The 15,389-nt window shown below is 71.5% G+C and carries 16 protein-coding genes; 11 read left to right on the forward strand and 5 right to left on the reverse strand.

Going from position 1 to position 15,389, the window contains the following annotated elements; genetic code table 11:
• The 3 genes from E1292_RS21375 to E1292_RS21385 form a co-directional block, all read left to right on the forward strand.
• On the forward strand, positions 1 to 401 hold a 401-nt coding region (locus tag E1292_RS21375; RefSeq protein ID WP_281284049.1), incomplete at its 5' end, for an urease accessory protein UreF.
• A gap of 31 nt (positions 402 to 432) precedes the next feature.
• Positions 433 to 1,122, forward strand: a complete 690-nt coding sequence (gene ureG / locus E1292_RS21380) for an urease accessory protein UreG (protein ID WP_132596997.1) — start codon at positions 433 to 435, stop codon at positions 1,120 to 1,122.
• Positions 1,119 to 1,916 (forward strand): urease accessory protein UreD, encoded by a 798-nt coding sequence (locus E1292_RS21385; protein WP_132596998.1) that lies wholly within the window; start codon positions 1,119 to 1,121, stop codon positions 1,914 to 1,916. The genes ureG and E1292_RS21385 overlap by 4 nt, the downstream gene beginning before the upstream one ends.
• A 165-nt stretch (positions 1,917 to 2,081) precedes the next feature.
• Here E1292_RS21385 and rph read toward each other — a convergent pair whose 3' ends face one another.
• Positions 2,082 to 4,679: a rifamycin-inactivating phosphotransferase gene (rph, locus tag E1292_RS21390; protein WP_246090249.1), complete on the reverse strand. Its 2,598-nt coding sequence runs from the start codon at positions 4,677 to 4,679 to the stop codon at positions 2,082 to 2,084.
• Positions 4,680 to 4,882: 203 nt separating this feature from the next.
• On the opposite strand from rph, the gene lexA reads away from it, so the two are divergent.
• From lexA to E1292_RS21405, 3 genes are all read left to right on the forward strand, one after another.
• A complete protein-coding gene (gene lexA / locus E1292_RS21395) occupies positions 4,883 to 5,551 on the forward strand; it encodes a transcriptional repressor LexA (protein ID WP_181958270.1) in 669 nt (222 codons plus the stop codon).
• A gap of 162 nt (positions 5,552 to 5,713) precedes the next feature.
• A complete protein-coding gene (locus E1292_RS21400) occupies positions 5,714 to 6,079 on the forward strand; it encodes a hypothetical protein (protein ID WP_132597001.1) in 366 nt (121 codons plus the stop codon).
• Between the two features lie 41 nt (positions 6,080 to 6,120).
• Positions 6,121 to 7,272 carry an NAD(P)/FAD-dependent oxidoreductase gene (locus E1292_RS21405; RefSeq protein ID WP_132597002.1) on the forward strand — a complete coding sequence of 384 codons (1,152 nt, stop codon included), beginning with the start codon at positions 6,121 to 6,123 and terminating at the stop codon, positions 7,270 to 7,272.
• A 21-nt stretch (positions 7,273 to 7,293) separates the two neighbouring features.
• Here E1292_RS21405 and E1292_RS21410 read toward each other — a convergent pair whose 3' ends face one another.
• Positions 7,294 to 8,166, reverse strand: a complete 873-nt coding sequence (locus E1292_RS21410) for a UbiA family prenyltransferase (RefSeq protein ID WP_246090242.1) — start codon at positions 8,164 to 8,166, stop codon at positions 7,294 to 7,296.
• 121 nt (positions 8,167 to 8,287) lie between these two features.
• Between E1292_RS21410 and E1292_RS21415 the strand changes: the two genes are divergently transcribed.
• From E1292_RS21415 to E1292_RS21430, 4 genes are all read left to right on the forward strand, one after another.
• Entirely contained in the window at positions 8,288 to 9,340 is a 1,053-nt protein-coding gene (locus tag E1292_RS21415) for a type III polyketide synthase (RefSeq protein WP_132597004.1), read from the forward strand.
• Between the two features lie 34 nt (positions 9,341 to 9,374).
• On the forward strand, positions 9,375 to 9,896 hold the full coding sequence (locus E1292_RS21420; RefSeq protein ID WP_132597005.1) for an isoprenylcysteine carboxyl methyltransferase family protein: 522 nt from the start codon (positions 9,375 to 9,377) through the stop codon (positions 9,894 to 9,896).
• A 4-nt stretch (positions 9,897 to 9,900) separates the two neighbouring features.
• Complete coding sequence (locus tag E1292_RS21425) at positions 9,901 to 10,914, forward strand: NAD(P)/FAD-dependent oxidoreductase (RefSeq protein WP_132597006.1); 1,014 nt, start codon at positions 9,901 to 9,903, stop codon at positions 10,912 to 10,914.
• 314 nt (positions 10,915 to 11,228) lie between these two features.
• Positions 11,229 to 12,539 carry a family 43 glycosylhydrolase gene (locus E1292_RS21430; RefSeq protein WP_132597007.1) on the forward strand — a complete coding sequence of 437 codons (1,311 nt, stop codon included), beginning with the start codon at positions 11,229 to 11,231 and terminating at the stop codon, positions 12,537 to 12,539.
• Between the two features lie 82 nt (positions 12,540 to 12,621).
• Here E1292_RS21430 and E1292_RS21435 read toward each other — a convergent pair whose 3' ends face one another.
• The 3 genes from E1292_RS21435 to E1292_RS53920 all read right to left on the reverse strand — a co-directional run bounded on the left by E1292_RS21435 (position 12,622) and on the right by E1292_RS53920 (position 14,685).
• Positions 12,622 to 12,984, reverse strand: a complete 363-nt coding sequence (locus E1292_RS21435; RefSeq protein WP_132597008.1) for a VOC family protein — start codon at positions 12,982 to 12,984, stop codon at positions 12,622 to 12,624.
• Positions 12,985 to 13,147: 163 nt separating this feature from the next.
• Complete coding sequence (locus E1292_RS21440) at positions 13,148 to 14,281, reverse strand: epoxide hydrolase family protein (RefSeq protein ID WP_132597009.1); 1,134 nt, start codon at positions 14,279 to 14,281, stop codon at positions 13,148 to 13,150.
• Positions 14,282 to 14,487: 206 nt separating this feature from the next.
• Complete coding sequence (locus E1292_RS53920) at positions 14,488 to 14,685, reverse strand: zinc-binding dehydrogenase (protein WP_246090243.1); 198 nt, start codon at positions 14,683 to 14,685, stop codon at positions 14,488 to 14,490.
• A 235-nt stretch (positions 14,686 to 14,920) separates the two neighbouring features.
• Here E1292_RS53920 and E1292_RS21450 point away from each other — a divergent pair, with 235 nt between their 5' ends.
• Entirely contained in the window at positions 14,921 to 15,301 is a 381-nt protein-coding gene (locus E1292_RS21450; RefSeq protein ID WP_132597011.1) for a MerR family transcriptional regulator, read from the forward strand.
• Positions 15,302 to 15,389 lie beyond the last annotated feature (88 nt).

Below are 15,389 nucleotides of genomic sequence, written 5' to 3' on the forward strand. Positions count from 1 at the left end.
AGCGGCAACTCCTGCGCGCCGCCCGCGCAGCCTGGCCCTCAGCCGAACTCGACGCCCTGGCCGCGGCCCGGCCGCGCGGCGCGCACCAGCCCGTCGTCCTGGGCCTGGCCGCCCGCGCCGCGGGACTGACCCCGCGGGACGCCGCCCATGCCGCGGCCTACGAGAGCGTCAGCGGCCCGGCCACCGCCACCGTCCGCCTGCTCAGTTTGGACCCCTTCGACGCCACCGGCATCCTGGCCCACCTGGCCACCGACCTCGACCACGTCGCGGAGCACGCCGCCGACGCCGCGCGACGCCTGCACACCGAGGGCGTCACAGCCTTGCCCGCCCTCTCGGCGCCGCTGCTCGACATCACCGCCCAACAGCACGCCATCCGCCCGATGCGACTGTTCGCCTCCTGACCCACACCTGTCCGTCCACCACGGGAGCGCCATGCACCTGCACCACCACCACGAACTCCCCGAAGGCAACCCCCACGGCCCGGGCAGCTCCCCCTCCCCCCGTCACCGTGCCCTGCGCATCGGATTGGGCGGGCCCGTCGGCACCGGCAAGACCGCCACCGTCGCCGCCCTGTGCCGCGCACTGCGCGACGAACTGTCCATCGCCGTGGTCACCAACGACATCTACACCCGCGAAGACGCCGAATTCCTGCTGCGTGAGGCCGTCCTGCCCCCCGAACGCATCAGAGCGGTCGAAACCGGCGCCTGCCCGCACACCGCCATCCGCGACGACATCTCCGCCAACCTCGAAGCTGTCGAAGACCTGGAGGACCAGCTCGGAGCGCTCGACCTCATCCTCATCGAATCGGGCGGGGACAACCTCACCGCGACCTTCTCCAAAGGCCTGGTCGACGCCCAGATCTTCGTCATCGACGTCGCCGGCGGCGACGACATCCCCCGCAAGGGCGGCCCCGGCGTCACCGCCTCCGACCTGCTCGTCATCAACAAGACCGACCTCGCCCCGCACGTCGGCGCCGACCTGGGGACCATGGCCCGCGACGCCAAGGCCCAGCGCGGCGACCTGCCCGTCGCCTTCACCACCCTGAAGGCCGAAGACGGCGTCAGACCCGTGTCGGACTGGCTCCGCCGGCGCCTGACCGCCTGGACCTCGGCCACCGCATGATCCTCACCACCCAGGCCGCACCGGACGAACCCACCCCGCTGGGCGTGCACGCCACCGCCCGCATCAGAGCGACCCGAACAGGAAAGACCACCACCCTTCCCCTCCTCCACGGCTCCGGCCCCTTCGACCTGCGCCGGGACCACCCGTACGGCGACCAGGCGCGGGTGTGCGTCATCGGCGCCATGAACGCCCCGCTCGGCGGCGACCGGCTCCGCATCGAAGCCGCCGCAGAAGCGGGCGCCCACCTGCACGTCACCACCGCCACCGCCACCATCGCCCTGCGCGGCCCCACCCCCGGCCACGCCACCTACGACACGCACCTGACCGTGGCCGAGCAGGCGAGCCTGCACTGGCTGCCCCAGCCACTCATCTCCGCCGCCGGCAGCAACCTCCACCAGAGCTGCACCGTCGAACTGGCCCCCACCGCGCGCTTCGTCCTGCGCGAGGAACAGGTCCTCGGCCGCACGGGCGAGACGCCGGGCCGGCTGACCACCCGCCTCACCGTCAGGCGCGACGGCCACCTGCTGCTGGACCAGGAGACCCGCTACGGGCCAGCCGCCCCCGGCTGGGACGGCCCCGCCGTCCTGGCCGGCCACCGCGCCACCGGCCAGCTCCTCGTCGTCGACCCGTCCTTCGACGCCCAGCCGCTCCCCGTAAGGCTGCTGGACGATGATCCGGCGCACGGGCAGGCCGCGCTGATCCCGCTCGCCGGCCCCGCCATCCTGGTCACCGCCCTCGCCCCGGACACGCTGCACCTGCGCCGCCTCCTCGACGCGGCTCACGCCCTCGCGTGAACGCGCTGCCACGCCCGAAGGGGCGACCACCGCCCGGCGCTCGGGATCCGTGGCGATGGGCTGTCGCTCCGATGTCCCTATGCCGCAGCCCAGCCATGAGCATTCTCAGAAGGAGAGGGATCGTGAATCCACCGAGTGCCTTTACATTGTAGATCAGAGTTAGGGTCAGTCGAGGATCTGGACGTACCCGTCGGTTCCGTGAACGCGGATCCGCTGCCCGTCCCGGATCAGCCGGGTGGCCCGCTCCACACCCACGACGGCCGGCAAGCCGTACTCCCGCGCGATCACCGCGCCGTGCGTCATGAGGCCGCCCACCTCCGTCACCAGTCCGGCGACGGCGACGAACAGCGGGGTCCAGCTGGGGTCGGTGTAGGCGGTGACCAGGATGTCACCCTCGTCGAGGTCGGCCCGCGCCATGTCCATGACGACACGGGCACGGCCCTCGACGGTCCCGGCCGAGACCGGAATGCCGACCAGCGCGCCGGCCGGTGCGTTCGCACGCTGATACTGGGCGGTGATGACCTCGCCGTCCGAGGTGAAGACCCGGGGCGGCGTGAGTGGCTCGTACGACCGGAACGCCTCACGCCTTTGCAGAATGAGTTCGGCGTCCACATCGCCGGTGCGCACGACTTCCTGCAACTCCTGGATCCTGAGGAAGAAGACGTCTTCCTTCTCGCGCAGGATGCCGGACTTGACGAGGCGATCGGCTTCTCGCAGCAACGCCTGCTTGTAGACGAAGTAGCGGCTGATCATGCCGTACTTGGGGTATTCCCGGTAGCCGGCGAAGGTGCGGACGCGGTCGATCATCCGCTTGGTCTCCTCGGCCTTCTGCTCCCCCTCGGGCAGGGCGCGCAATCGCGTCAGCAGCTCCTGTTCCTTCCGCAGTGACTCCTGGCGTCCCTGCTCGAAGTGTCGTTTGCCGGCGCCCGGCTCGAAGTTCTTGACGTTGCCGAGGATGGCGGGCAGGAGCATGACGGGATTCTCGCTCCAGCGCGTTCTGGTGATGTCGATCTCGCCCGCGCAGCGCATGCCGTACTCGTCGAGGTAGCTCCGGATGGCGTCATGTGCTTCGCGTCCGCCGGCCAGGCCGGGCAGCTCGGTCAGGAAGCCGTCGCCCTCCCGGCCTTCGTCCACGACGCGGCGCAGGAACGTCACGACGTCCGGGTGCGGTCGGATCGTGTCAGCGACGTCGAGGAGCGCCAGCCCCATCTCCGAGGTGACGTTGTGGGGAACGGATTGCGTGAGCGCGTCGGCCGCGCCCTTCTCGCCCAGCCACGCCTCGAGGTGGTCGTTGAGCCACCAGGTCGCCTCCATGCCCGCCATGATCACCTGGTGACTCCACGGATCGAACAGGACGCGCCTCAGCTCCGCGACGTCGGTCAGGATGAAGTCGAGCAGTGCCGATCCGGAGAGACTCTCGATCTTGTGCCGCGCGGCGGCGACGGACTCCTCATTTTCCCGGATCAGCTGGGTGACGATGGAGGGATCGGTCAAGACCGGGGCGGGTGGGTCACCGGCGGGCGCGGCTCCGGCGTCTTCGTCCGGAAGCGAGCGCAGGAAGTCGCCGCGGTCCACGACGCTCTGCAACGCGTCCCGGACGAGCGGGTCGGACCTCCCCAGGGTCCCGATGAGACTCGCCCGGCCCGCGGGCGTCGCCAGGACGGGTGCCACGTCGACGAACAACCGTCCGCCCGCCTCGTGCATCGGCCGCAGGGTCGTCAGCTGCCACAGGGAGAGTCCCAGCGGCTTCATCGCGTCGGTCATCATCTGCTGGTGGCCGACGGAGACGTAGAGGTGGTTCTCCTGGTCATCGGTCGTGGGGACGGGGAAGAGGGTGGTGATCGGCCGGCTCTGGACGATGTGGAAGTCGTCGCCGGCCAGGCACCACTCGATGTCCTGGGGCCGGCCGAAGTGCCCCTCGATGCGCCGGCCCAACTGCACCAGGCGCACGACTTGCGCATCCGTCAGAGCCGGCTGCGTCTGCCGCCGCGGCTCGATCGGCGCGTCCTGCGTGCCGCCCTCCGGCGACGCCTGGACGAAGGTCGCCTTGGTGGCGACCGTGGTGGTGACGACCTGATCGTCGCGCACCGTGTAGATGTCCCCGGTGACCAGGCCGGACACGAGCGCCTCGCCGAGCCCCCAGCCGGCTTCCACGGTGGCGATCTTCCGGTTGGAGGTGACGGGGTCCGCCGTGAAGAGGATCCCGGCCGCGTCGGGGAACACCATCTGCTGGACGACCACCGCCATCCGTACCTTCCGGTGGTCGAAGCCGTTACGGCACCGGTAGGTCACCGCCCGCTCGGTGAACAGCGAGGCCCAGCACTTTCGGACGTGCTGGAGGACGGCCTCCAGGCCCACGACGTTCAGGTAGGAGTCCTGCTGGCCGGCGAAGGACGCGGTCGGCAGGTCCTCGGCCGTCGCGCTGGAACGCACCGCGTAGGAGGCCTGCTCCCCGAGCCGGGCGAGCGCTTCGCCGATCGCCGCCACGAGATCGCCGGGAACCGCGACGCCCTCGACGATGCGCCGGATATCGGCGCTCAGGGTGCGGATCGCCGCGCGGTCGTCCGGCTTCACGCGCGACAGCAGGTCAAGCTGAGCGTCGATGTCCGGCGCCTTGGCCACGACCCGCTCGAAGGCGTCCGTCGTGACGCAGAAGCCCTCCGGCACGTGGATGCCGTCGATTCGCGAGAGCTCACCCAGGTGCGCCCCCTTGCCTCCGACGTCTGCGATATTGGTCGAGTCGATCTGCTCGAAGCCCATCACGTAGCCCAATTCCAGTGCTCCATCGTTCGTCGGGGTGGTTCGCAGTGGGCAGTATGAAGCACTTTTTTGCGCCTCATGAGGCGCCAGAGTCTGATATAACCTGAAAGTGGCGGGGAGCGGTTCGCACCCCCCGTCGAGGGTCCGACGGCGATCGCGGGCAGCCTCTGCGCCGTTCAGGCAGACCGCACCGGCACACCCTTAGCATGTCGCACGTGACCACCTACGGCGATCCTGACGCGTTCGAACATCTGGACTTCTCCGTCCTGCCGCAGCGCCAGCAGCGCATCCTGGCCACGATCCGGGACTGGGTGGTCAAGTACGGGTATCCGCCGAGCACACGCGAGATCGGCCGTGCGGTCGGGCTCCGGTCGTCCTCGTCGGTGACGAAACACCTCAGGAGCCTGGAGGAGAAGGGGTTCCTCCGCCGGGGCACGTCGGTGACCCGGCCGATCGACGTGCGGCTGTTCCTGCGAGCCGCGTCACCGGAACCGGCCGGCGACGTGGTGACCGTGCCCGTGGTCGGAGACATCGCCGCGGGCGTTCCCATCCCGGCCGACGAGCACGTGGACGGCACTCTGCTTCTCCCCCGCGACCTCACGGGGCGCGGCGACGTTTTCGCCCTCCGGGTGCGGGGCGACTCGATGATCGACGCGGCGATCTGCGACGGCGACATCGTCGTGGTACGGCAGCAGCCCGAGGCGTACTCGGGCCAGATCGTCGCCGCGATGATCGACGGTGAGGCCACCGTCAAGGTGTTTCGCAGGCGCGACGGCCACGTCCGTCTCGAGCCACGCAATTCCGCCTACGACATCATCGACGGTGATGATGCCGTGGTGCTGGGCATCGTGGTCTCGGTCGTTCGCAGCGTCTGAGCATCCCGCGCAGCGCGGCCAGCCGTCGAATCCGGCGATGAGGCTCCAGCCGCCCGCCACCTTGATCTCCTGTGTGGCGGTGACCGGCGCGCCGTCGGGACCTTCCCGTGCCCGAGGGTGTAGCGCAGCCCCGCCGACGGGGTCAGCACCCACCCCGCCGGGTTGGGTGCGGCCAGCAGCTTCCTGAGCTGGCCACCGGTCATCGTCTGCACGTCGATGGCCAGCCCGGCGGGCCGCGCGTTCCACAACTGCTCGAAGCTGATCGGTCCGGCGGGCAGGTCCGCCTTGACGAGGAACCTGTTTGACGAGCGCCACCTGCGCGCCGGAGCGGGTTCGCACCGACGCGAGCTGCGCGTCGGCCACCAGTTCGGCCAGCGGGTCGCCGCTCGCCGTGCGGGTGATGTCCACGGCGGCGACGCCGAACGTCTCAGCGGGTGGCGGAGTGCCGCACTTGAAACGCCGCGGATCGTGCGAGGCGGCGAGCACGATCGGCAGCCCGACGCACGCGTTCGCGGCAAACGTGGGTGAGGGTCCGTTTCCGATCGTGCATGCGGTGGCACAGACCTCGCATGGACCGCATGTGGGACGTGGCGATCGTGGGAGCGGGACCGGCGGGATCGGCGGCGGCGCTGCGGGCCGCGCAACTGCGCCCGCGGTTGCGGGTGCTCCTGCTCGACAGGGCCGGCTTCCCCCGTGACAAGCCGTGCGGCGACGGCATCGCCGCCCACGGGCGCGACGAGCTGGCGCTGCTGGGAGTGCCCGCGCTCATCGACGACTACCGGCCCACTCCCCGCCTGACCGTGGTCTCGCCGGGCGGCGTGCGGGTCTCCGCCGAGGCCGGGCGGCCCAATCACGTGGTGCCGCGCCGGGTGTTCGACGCTCGTCTGGTGGATGCCGCGGGGGCCAGAGGCGTCGAGGTACGCCGGCACCGCGTCAGGGATCTCGTCTTCGACGGATCCGGCGTGCTCATCGACGGGGAGCTACGGGCCCGCACGGTGGTGGCCGCCGACGGGGCCGGCTCGGTCGTGCGCCGCCTGATCGGCCTGGCCGCCGCCGCCGAGAAGCACACCGCCATCGCCGTGCGCGGCTACGCCGACGTGCCCGAGGAGGACGATGTCCAGCTCATCGCCATGCAGAAGGCGGGCTGGCCGGCCTATGCGTGGTCGTTCCCCATCGGCGACGGCACCGCGAACATCGGCTTCGGCATGCTGCTGCCACAGCTGCGCGCGGCGGGAGCGCCCGGACGTCAGGTGCTGCACGGCAGGCTCGCCGCGTTGCTGCCCGACCGGCGCCCCCGCGATCTGCGCGCCCACCACCTGCCGCTCTCGACCGGACGGCCCACGCCCGGCGCCGGACGGGTCCTGCTCGCCGGCGACGCCGCGGGCCTGATCAACCCGCTCACCGGCGAGGGCATCTACTACGCGCTGCTGTCCGGGCGGCTGGCGGCCGAGGCGGCGGTGGAGTCGCCGGACGACCCGCTGACGCTGTACCGGAGCAAGCTGCGCCGGGCGCTCGGACGGCACCTGCGCACCACCGACGTGCTGGCCCGGCTGGCCCAGTCCCCCGGTTTCATCGACGCGGCGATCGCGACCGCCGCGCACCGCAAGGAGGTGTTCGACCTGCTGGTGGAGGTGGGACTCGGGGCCGGGACGGTGCCCGCCCCGCTCGCGCTGGCCGTGGGGATGCGGTGGCTGCGCGGATCCCTGCGCGCCGGACGGTGAGTGGGCTCGGGGCCATGCGCGTCACGCGGTGAGCGAGGCGCCGCCGGCGACCAGGAGGATCACGTCCACGGCCGCCACGGCGACGGCGGTGACGAACGGCACCCGTGACGACCTGGCCGCCAGCAGCAGCCCCGTGACCGCGAGCGCCGAGGCGGCGGCCACGGCCAGCCAGCCCGCCACGCCGGGGGCGCCCTCTGGGCCGAGGACGAGCAGGCAGGTGGCGGCCAGCAGCGGCACGGGGACCAGAAGCCGTACGCGGGGGGCGCCCATGCGCTGCGGCCAGCCGCGTACGCCGGTGTCCAGGTCACCCTCGATGTCCGGCAGCACGTTGGCCAGGTGGGCGCCCACACCGAGCAGCGCGGCGGCCAGGACCGCCCACCACGCTGGCCACGGCTCACCGGGCAGGCCAAGCGTCACGAAGGCCGGCAGCACGCCGAAGCCCACGGCGTAGGGCGCCCACGACAGGAGCGTCGCCTTCAGCCCGAAGTCGTACCACCAGGCCGCCAGCACTCCCGCGAGGTGCAGCGCGCCCGCCCGCCAGCCGGAGGCCAGCGACAGAGGCACGCAGCAGGCCAGCGCCACAAGGGCGGCGATCATGACGGCACGCGCGCTCACCGTGCCGCCCGCGACGGGCTTGCCCGCGCGCCCCGCCGCCGCGTCCCGCTCGGCGTCGATCGCGTCGTTGCACCAGCCGATCGAGAGCTGTCCTGTCAGCACGGCCGCGCCCGCCAGCAGGCATCCGGCCGCGTCGCGTCCCGTGGCCACGGCCAGCGCCGTGACCAGAGCGGTCACGGCCGCGGTCGGGCCGGGGTGGCACGCGCGCACCAGCCCGGCGGCCGGCCGCCCCGGCCCGTCGCGCACGACAGCGGCGGCCGCGGGGTCGCGGTCAGTCACAAGGTGATCGTAGTCCGGGCGATCGGCACCGGGAATTCCCCCGCCCCCGCGTGGCTTAAACGACCAGTCGTACGGGAAACGTGCGGGAAGCAGGAGTTGTCGGCTGACGAGGGAGAACTGCATGACCCGTATCGCCGCAGTCCGTTGTGCCTTCCCTCCCCACCGGTACCCGCAGTCCGAGCTCACCGACATGGCCGCCCGCATATGCCTGCCGGAGAACGGCGACCGGCGCCTCCTCGACCGCCTGCACCGCAGCGCCCGGGTGGACCACCGCAACCTCGCCCTGCCCCTCGAGCAGTACGAGAAGCTCAACGGCTTCGGCGCCGCCAACGACGCCTTCGTCTCGGTCGCCGTGGACCTGGGGCTCGAGAGCGTGAAGGCCGCCCTGGACGCGGCCGAACTGGAGCCGACCGACGTGGACATGATCATGTTCACGTCGGTGACCGGCATCGCCGCGCCGTCCGTCGACGCCCGGCTGGCGGCGGCGCTCGGCCTGCGGCCCGACGTCAAGCGGGTGCCCGTCTTCGGCCTGGGCTGCGTGGCCGGAGCGGCGGGCATCGCCCGGATCCACGACTACCTGCGCGGCTGGCCGGACCACGTGGCCGTGCTGCTGTCGGTGGAGTTGTGCTCGCTCACCGTCCAGCGGGGCGACTCCTCGCCCGCGAACCTGGTCGCCAGCGCGTTATTCGGCGACGGCGCGGCCGCCGTGGTGGCCTGCGGCGGCGGACGCGGGACGGCCGGTCCCACCGTGGTGGCCACGCGCAGCCACCTGTATCCGGGCTCCGAGCACGTCATGGGGTGGCAGGTGGGCGACACCGGGTTCCGGGTGATGCTGGACGCGAGCGTCCCGGAGGTCGTGCGGCGGTACCTGGCCGACGACGTGCACGGTTTTCTGGCCGAGCACGGCGTGACGGCCGGGGAGGTGACGGCGTGGGTGTGCCATCCCGGCGGGCCCAAGGTGCTCGAAGCCGTGTCGGACGCGCTCGGCCTGCCCGCGGACGCGCTCGACGTGACGTGGCGCTCGCTGGCGGCCAACGGCAACCTGTCCTCGTCCTCGGTCCTGCAGGTGCTCGGTGACACCCTCGCCACCCGGCGGCCGGAGCCGGGAACCTGGGGACTGATCATCGCCATGGGGCCGGGCTTCTGCTCGGAACTCGTCCTGATCCGCTGGTGACCGCGCCCATGACCCGATTGCTGGTGCCTGCCTGATGATCTGGTATCTGTTGCTCGTCGTGCTGGTCGGCCTGGAACGTGTGGCCGAGTTGGTCGTCGCCCGGCGCAACACCGCGTGGAGCATGGCACGCGGCGGTGTCGTGGCCGGTCAGGGTCACTATCCATGGATGGTGGCCCTGCACACCGGGTTGCTCGTCTGCGCGCCGCTGGAGGTCGCGCTGGCGCAGCGGCCCTTCCTCCCCGCGCTCGGCTGGCCGATGCTCGCCCTCGTCGTGGCGGCCCAGGGCTTGCGGTGGTGGTGCATCACCTCGCTCGGGCCGCGCTGGAACACGCAGGTGATCGTGGTGCCCGGCCTGCCGCTGGTGACGCGCGGTCCCTACCGGTTCCCGTGGCTGCGGCATCCCAACTACGTGGCGGTGGCGGTCGAAGGGCTCGCGCTGCCGCTGGTGCACACGGCCTGGATGACCGCGCTGGCGTTCACGGTGCTCAACGCCGTGCTGATGGTGGTGCGGATCCGATGCGAGAACGCGGCTCTCACCCTCGCGTCCGAGCGGTGACGGTGTGATCGACGTGCTCGTCGCGGGCGGCGGCCCGGCGGGGCTGGCGACGGCCGTTCACGCGGCGCTGGCCGGGATGGAGGCGGTCGTCGTCGAGCCGCGTGCCCGGCCCGTGGACAAGGCGTGCGGCGAGGGCGTCATGCCGGGCGGGGTGGCGGCGCTGGCGGCGATGGGCGTCGAGGTCGAGGGACGCGAGTTCCGCGGCATCCACTACCTCGACGGCCGGCGGGAGGCGCGGGCCGTCTTCTCCGCCGCTCCCGGCCTGGGCGTGCGCCGTACGCACCTGCACTCCGCGCTCGCGCGGCGGGCCGCCGAGCTGGGCGTCAGGACGGTCACCGGCAAGATCACCCGCGTCGAGCAGGACCGGGACGGCGTGGCGGCGGCCGGGCTGCGGGCCCGCTGGCTGGTGGCCGCCGACGGGCTGCACTCCCCGCTGCGCCGCTCTCTCGGCCTCGGACTGCCCCCGCGCGGACCCCGCAGGTACGGCCAGCGCAGGCACTACAGGATCGAGCCGTGGACCGACTTCGTCGAGGTCCACTGGTCGAGCGCCGGCGAGGCGTACGTCACCCCCGTCTCCGGCGACCTGATCGGCGTCGCGATACTCAGCTCGGTGCGGCGCGGCTACGACGAGCACCTGCGCGGCTTCCCCGGCCTGAGCCGCCGCCTGCGCGGCCCGGCCGTCACCGTGGTGCGCGGCGCGGGCCCGCTGCGCCAGGCCGTGCGCGCCCGCCGCGCGGGACGCGTCCTGCTGGTCGGCGACGCCGCCGGCTACGTGGACGCGCTCACCGGCGAGGGCGTCTCGCTGGCCGTGCGCTCGGCCGAAGTGCTGGTCAGGTGCCTGGCCGAGGACCGGCCCGAGGACTACGACGGCGCGTGGCTGCGGCTGTCCCGCACGCACCGGCTGTTGACGGGCGCGCTGGTGCAGGCCGCCCGCCGCCCCGGCACGGCCCGGCTGGTGGTGCCCGCCGCCCGCCGCCTGCCCGGCCTGTTCACGAGCATCGTCAGGATCCTCGCCTGACCCGTGCGTGATCTTCATCCCGTACGGGACGCTGCCCACCGCGGTGGGCTGGACCCGTGCCCGTGACGTGCTGTGCTTGCCGTGCTGCGCCCTGGTACGCCCGCCATGCCGGCATGAGAGCCGGCCGCAGGCGGCAGCCCGTCGAGGGTGACGGATTTCTTCCGACTTATTGACGTAAATCCACAGCTTCGGCAGACTCTCCGCATACTGCACATCGGTGACCCTTCGTGCAGCCATGGCGCCAGGGACTCGTCCCCGGCCTGCCACCAGACAACCGGCCACTGGGCAGTGGCTGACGCGAGAGGACGTGACCGATGACTGATGCCGGGGACGAGCCGCAGGTGAACCGGAGGTTCGTGCTGGCCGGGGCCGCAGGAGTGGTGGGGGCGGCGGCGCTGCCCGCGAGCGCGGAGGCGGCTTCGATGCTGAGACACCCGTCCAACTGGCCCGACCCCGAACCCTACGGCCTCGCCGACACCCGCGCGGACCTGTGGCCGCGCCCGGACAACTCCTTCATCCTCCCGCTCGAGCAGCGCCCCCGGGACCAGGAGCTCGGCCGGGTCTGGATGCGGGACACCTACGTGAACTGCTTCGTGGTCGACGGCCGCCCGGTCTACGTCGCCACGGGCACCACCCGGGCGTCCGGCCTCGACGGGCCGGCCCCGTGGAACGACGGCATCTTCGTATGGGTGTCCGCGTCCCTGCGGGGGCCGTGGAGGCTGGCCGACACCACGCGCATCCGGCCCGGCGCGGAGCGGGGCAAGGTGTGGTCGCCCGAGTTCGCCGGTGAGAACCGGCCAGGACGCGTGGTGGTCGCCCCGTGGCAGGAGTACTGGAACGACGAGCGGTTCGGCAAGCGGGGCGCGGCCTGGGCCCCTGAGGTGCACCACTTCCGCGGAAAGTGGTACATCGTGGCGTGCATGGGCGACCACTCCCGGAAGGTCGGCTCGTTCATGCTCGTGAGCGAGGGCGGGGTCGAAGGGCCGTACCGGCTCGTGGAGGGCAACCACGACAAGCCCTTCGGCGACTCCTTCATCGGCGGGCCCGACTTCATCGAGCCCGGCGCGTACCACCACATCGACGGCAGCCTCTACACCGAGGGCGGCGACGCGTGGCTGGTGCTGCACAACCACCTGTACGCCAAGTTCAGGGACGACATGGAGGACATCGTCCCGGTGACCGGCCTGCCGGCGTTCCGTCAGACGCCCTACGCGCCCGAGCCTTACCTCGAAGGCGCGTACGTGTTCAAGCACGGCGGCAAGTACTACCTCCTGCACGCCGCCTGGAACCGGAGCTCGGCCAACCCCGACGGCAGCACCCGCTACGCCTACGACCCGCCGGCCGCCGGCCGCGTGCAGTACCACTACGACGCGGTCGTCGCCGTCTCCGACCGCTTCGAGGGGCCGTATTCCGAACGGTGGACCATGGGCGTCGGCGCCGGCCACAACAACATCTTCAAGGACCACGACGGCCGGCTCTGGGCGACGTTCTTCCGCAACCCGCGCTTCGGCTACTGGTCCGACCCCTCGCGCCGCGCCGAGGCCGCCGTGCCCGGCGTCGTCCGGCTGGAATGGACCGGCCCGCGGGGCCGCCGCCTGTACGTCCGGCGCCGCGACCACGGCTGACGATCCGGGACCCGGCCGCCGGCGTCATGAGTGCCCGTTCGCCCGCCGCGTCCCTGGCTCGCGGAGTCGCGCCGCGGCAGGGTCAGCCGCAGCGGTCAGCGAACACGTGCCAGGCCCAGCCGTCTTCCTCGGTGGGGTCGCCAGTGACGCGCCGCGCCCCCAAGGCCAGCACCCTGGCCGTCTCCGCCTCCAGGTCAGGCACCCGTAGATCCAGGTGCACCCGGTTCTTGGTCGCCTTCGGCTCCGGAACCCGCTGCAACAGCAGTTCAACGCCGTTCCCTCCTGGAGGTAGGAGCCGGCGATAGCGTCCGGCCGAGCTCGGCTCAGCGGAGTAGCCCAGGACTCCGCACCAGAACGTTGCGGACCGGTCGAGGTCGGCGCAGTCCAGGACCACCACCAGGACGACATCATCGCGCCCGCCGAAACGAGCCGGGCCACCAGTCATAGCGACACGCTACGCCGGTGGACGCACGGGGAACGGACGGACACCCGATCGCCCTCGCCACATCAGCTGCGGACTCGCCGCTTCGGCATCCATCCAGGAGGCCGGGCACGGGCGCTCCCTCTGCGGCGCGTCGCGCGGCCACCCGGTGCCGCGCCTGGCGCGTTCACCGCCTGCCGGGCTTCACGCCGCCGGCAGTGTCATCCAGCGGGTGGTCGTGCTTGATGTGGGTGAGGAAGAAGTCCCGGACGTCCTCGGCGAACAGCTCCGGCACCTCCATCGCGGCGAAGTGCCCGCCGCGCTCGAACTCCGACCAGTGCCTGATGTCGTAGAGCCGCTCGGCCAGCGGTCGCACCGACTGCGTGATGTCGTACGCGAACACCGCCACGCCGACCGGGACCGGGCACGGCTCGATCCGCCGCGGAGCCTCGCGGGACAGCCGCGCCGAGGAAGCCGCGGTGGCGGTCAGCCAGTACAGCGAGATGTCGGTGAGCATCCGCTCGTCACCGATCTGCGAGCGCGGGTCCGTCCACTGGGCGAAGCGCTCGGCGATCCACGCCAGCTGGCCGACCGGCGAGTCGGTCAGCGCGTAGCCGATGGTCTGCGGGGTGGTGGCCTGCAGAGCCTGGTACGGCGGACGATTCGCCATCAGCTGCCTGACCTTGTCCAGCCGAGCTTCATCCGTTTCGGACAGTTCGATGTCGGCGTCCGGGACCGGCCGGGTCGGCAGGTAGTTGATGTGCACCCCGGCGACCTGCTCGGGTGCCACCGCGCCGAGCGCCAGCGAGATGCCCGACCCGAAGTCGCCGCCCTGCGCGCCGTAACGCTCGTACCCGAGACGGCGCATCAGCTCGGCCCAGGCCTTCGCGACCCGGACGATGTCCCAGCCGCGCTCGCGGGTCGGCCCGGAGAAGCCGAAACCCGGGATGGACGGAATCACCAGGTGGAAATCGCGCGACAGCGGTTCGATCACGTCGAGGAACTCCAGGAACGACCCCGGCCAGCCGTGGGTGAGGATCAGCGCGAGCGCGTCAGGCTTCGAGGACCGGACGTGGACGAAGTGGATGTTCTGGCCGTCGATCGCGGTGGTGAAGTGCGGAAGCTCGTTGAGCTTGGCCTCGTGCGCGCGCCAGTCGTAGCCGGTGCGCCAGTATTCGGCCAGTTCCTCGAGCCGCGCCAGGGGGAAACCGTAGTCCCACCCGGCGCCGGCGACCTCGTTGGGCCAGCGGGTGCGGGAAAGCCGGTCGGCCAGGTCGTCGAGGTCGGCCTGGGGGATGTCGATGTGGAACGGCTTGATCATGGGCTTGGCTCCAGGGGATTCATGCGGCGTCTGGATGTCGCTGCGGCCATGGCGGCCTTTTGTTGGCACTGCCAACGTTGGCCCCCCCACCATATACACATTTATTGGCCATGCCAACGATTCGGGCGGACGCCGCAAAGGCATGCCGGTCCAGGGCCGCCCCCGGCGCCGGCCATCGCGTCCCTCGTTCTGGCCCTCCAGCGGCGTCACCCTCTGGCGGTGATCAAAGTCTTGCCGAACACGATGCGGCTCTCGATCGCAGCATGTGCCGCCCCTGCCTGATCGAGCGGAAACGTCTGCCCGATGACCGGCGCGATCACGGCTGCGGCCACCTCACGCAGCGCCTGCTCGATGCAGCGCGTACGGTCATGCCCGGGCAGTCGCGCCGCTTCGATGCCGGTCACCGAGATGTTCACCTCGCCGGCCAGCCGCCGGCACGCACAGCACTCCCAGGCCACCGCTGGCTCCGACCACCAGCACCTCGTCCTGCCGCCGAACCTCGCAATCATCGCCGCTCGCATCACGACACTCCGTTCTGTCGGTTTTCGGAACACGGGCCCGCTCGCCGGCCCCGGTTCCTGGCCACAGCTGGCACACTTGAACTTCAACATTTGTTGAAGTCAAGCCGTGGAGGGCGTCATGACAGGCACCGGCACCGACCAGGCTCTGCTGACCGTGGGGGATCTCTCGCGCGCCACCGGGGTGGCGCCTTCGGCTGTGCGCTTCTACGAAGCCCATGGCCTGCTCACCAGCGAACGCACCGCCGGCAACCAACGCCGGTTTCGCGAACCCGATGTCTGCCGGACCAAGGTCATAACCGTCGCCCAGCGTGTCGGATTGTCCATCGCAGAGATCAGGACACTCTTCGCCGAGTTGCCCGCCGATCCCGCCCTGGCCGATTGGCAGCACCTGACCGAGCGACTCGTCGAGGAGGCCGACCGCCGGATGCGGCGACTCCGGCGCGTTCTCGACGAGATCACCAGTGGCGCCAAGCTGTGCGAACTCCCCCACACCAGCTGAGATTCGCCGGCCGGGCTCGTTCCCTCCCTTGCCCGTCCCACGCTGCCCGTGCCACACTCACTGTTATAGAACTCTCAGCAGAGTTATA

The organism is Nonomuraea deserti, from assembly GCF_004348685.1.
Classification (GTDB): domain Bacteria; phylum Actinomycetota; class Actinomycetes; order Streptosporangiales; family Streptosporangiaceae; genus Nonomuraea; species Nonomuraea deserti.

Coding starts and splice junctions, on each gene's coding strand:
- lexA (WP_181958270.1), top strand. CDS start 4,883: ATGTCGCACGTGACCACCTACGGCGATCCTGACGCGTTCGAACATCTG.
- E1292_RS21435 (WP_132597008.1), bottom strand. CDS start 12,984: ATGACTGGTGGCCCGGCTCGTTTCGGCGGGCGCGATGATGTCGTCCTG.
- E1292_RS21420 (WP_132597005.1), top strand. CDS start 9,375: ATGATCTGGTATCTGTTGCTCGTCGTGCTGGTCGGCCTGGAACGTGTG.
- E1292_RS21385 (WP_132596998.1), top strand. CDS start 1,119: ATGATCCTCACCACCCAGGCCGCACCGGACGAACCCACCCCGCTGGGC.
- ureG (WP_132596997.1), top strand. CDS start 433: ATGCACCTGCACCACCACCACGAACTCCCCGAAGGCAACCCCCACGGC.
- E1292_RS21430 (WP_132597007.1), top strand. CDS start 11,229: ATGACTGATGCCGGGGACGAGCCGCAGGTGAACCGGAGGTTCGTGCTG.
- E1292_RS21440 (WP_132597009.1), bottom strand. CDS start 14,281: ATGATCAAGCCGTTCCACATCGACATCCCCCAGGCCGACCTCGACGAC.
- E1292_RS21405 (WP_132597002.1), top strand. CDS start 6,121: ATGGACCGCATGTGGGACGTGGCGATCGTGGGAGCGGGACCGGCGGGA.
- E1292_RS21415 (WP_132597004.1), top strand. CDS start 8,288: ATGACCCGTATCGCCGCAGTCCGTTGTGCCTTCCCTCCCCACCGGTAC.
- E1292_RS21450 (WP_132597011.1), top strand. CDS start 14,921: ATGACAGGCACCGGCACCGACCAGGCTCTGCTGACCGTGGGGGATCTC.